This window comes from Synechococcus sp. WC101 (assembly GCF_047461555.1).
In the GTDB taxonomy this organism is placed as follows: Bacteria; Cyanobacteriota; Cyanobacteriia; order Thermostichales; family Thermostichaceae; genus Thermostichus.
Map to the genome: position 1 here is coordinate 1 of NZ_JANSHG010000297.1, position 1,285 is coordinate 1,285.

The following is a 1,285-nucleotide window of genomic DNA, read 5'->3' on the forward strand; positions in this document are numbered from 1 at the left end:
GTAGGTTGTTTTCCTGGAGAAGCTCTGTACTAACTATAACAAAGAAGCAACTAAAGTTGCTCAAGGGCTTTTCCGCCGCGTACTAAAGTACGGGGCTACCAAGCTATCCTTTTGTGTAGCGCGGCTCGCAGTTGCATTCTATCTTCTGGGGTGGCACGGCGTCGTTGAACCAAAGCGCGAGGGTCTGTATCTCTGTTAAGCAAGCATGAACTTTTTTAACGATCCGGATAGCGGCTGCTGAGAGGAGAACTGAGGCCCCGTAGAATGAATCCCAAAATTCCAGCCAGGATCTTCGGACATGGATTACATTCGCACCTTTAACGACGATCCCTGCGAGGGCCATCTTTCAACGCCCATCAGTGACTCTCCTCTCACCCGTCTGTTTATCAACAACCTCCCCATTAACCGGCCTGGCCTATCGCCGCTGTTGCGAGGGCTGGAGATTGGGTTGGCGCATGGCTATTTTTTGGTGGGGCCAGAAATCGTGGTGGGCCCGCTGCGCGACTATCCTGAGGCAGCCAATTTGGGCGGGCTGGTCACGGCGATGGCGATTGTGCTGCTGGGAACCGCCTGTATGTCCGCCTATGGCAGCGTTACCTTTGGAAACAAGCCGGAAACGCCGGGCGCCAATCCTCTATCTACGGCCCGTGGCTGGGGGGATCTGACAGCAGGATTTTTCTTGGGAGGTATGGGTGGCGTGTTTGCTGCCTACTTCTTGTTGGAGAACTTTGCCGGGATCGACGCCATCTTTCGAGGGTTGGTGAATTAAGGTTAATTGAGTTGTCAAACTTGTCAAGGCACTGGAGAGGAGCAAGATCATGACCGGTTCTTACGCTGCTGCTTATCTTCCTTGGATTTTCGTCCCCATTGTCGGTTGGCTGCTGCCGGCAGTAACCATGGCTGTGCTCTTTTTGTACATTGAGCGCGACTAACTGGTTCTCATCTCAATGGGTTTCGGAAGAGGGATCCCTAGCTAGACAAGGGATCCCTCCCTTTTTGGCACAGCGGCTGTTTCTGGACGCGCTGCCGTCTTGCCTGGGGCAGTACCCGACCAAGGTTGGGTCTTCTTGCTTTTGGGAAAGGGGAACTTCCAAAGGACTTTAGAGTGGAGCAGGATCCGGCGAGCTGATCCCATACCAACAAGGAAAAGGGCAGCTTGCGCAACCCCCTTTCAACTTTTAACGAGAAGAAGAAGTCGATGGCCAGCCTTACAGCCTTTTAATTTAAAATAGGGTACAGGTATTCAAGAGGAAGGAGAGAAAGGAATGCCGACTCATTCTTTGGA

General features: G+C 52.5%; 2 protein-coding genes. Both read left to right on the forward strand.

Features of this window, described 5'->3' with window-relative positions:
- The first annotated feature begins 298 nt into the window (after positions 1-298).
- Positions 299-769 carry a photosystem I reaction center protein subunit XI gene (locus tag NW809_RS12625; RefSeq protein ID WP_099812636.1) on the forward strand — a complete coding sequence of 157 codons (471 nt, stop codon included), beginning with the start codon at positions 299-301 and terminating at the stop codon, positions 767-769.
- A gap of 49 nt (positions 770-818) precedes the next feature.
- On the forward strand, positions 819-932 hold the full coding sequence (locus tag NW809_RS12630; RefSeq protein ID WP_011428960.1) for a photosystem I reaction center subunit VIII: 114 nt from the start codon (positions 819-821) through the stop codon (positions 930-932).
- The last annotated feature ends 353 nt before the right edge of the window (positions 933-1,285 follow it).